1 pseudogene is annotated in these 286 nt (G+C 29.7%); it reads right to left on the bottom strand.

The window, feature by feature from the left end:
• Nucleotides 1–16 precede the first annotated feature (16 nt).
• Nucleotides 17–286: pseudogene (locus tag AC2A1C_RS15905) on the bottom strand (hypothetical protein); the annotation flags it as partial.

Genomic DNA, 286 nt, shown 5'->3' with positions numbered 1-286 from the left:
TGATTTTCTGTTTCCTTTATTTTGTTGAATTATTATTTTCAACCTTTTCTAAACGATTTATCAAAGTATTTATAGTAGATGCTTGTTCCTCATTCTTTTTGTTAAGCTCAATAGTATAAAGCGTAAGTTCTTCTATTTTTTGCAACAAAAGATTCGTCATTTCTCCTACTTGCAGTCCTTTTTCCTTGATTTCCTGTGCAGATGGAATATTAGGTAAGTGGTTGTTTTCTTTTGTATATTTCTCTACTTCAGCTAAAGTAGGCATTGTATAATCAGATTTTAAAGC

The sequence above is a fragment of the Chryseobacterium sp. HNCC26DJ241 genome, assembly GCF_057180505.1.
Note: the sequence above shows the minus strand (reverse complement) of the source record. Positions and strands in the feature narration are given on the sequence as shown.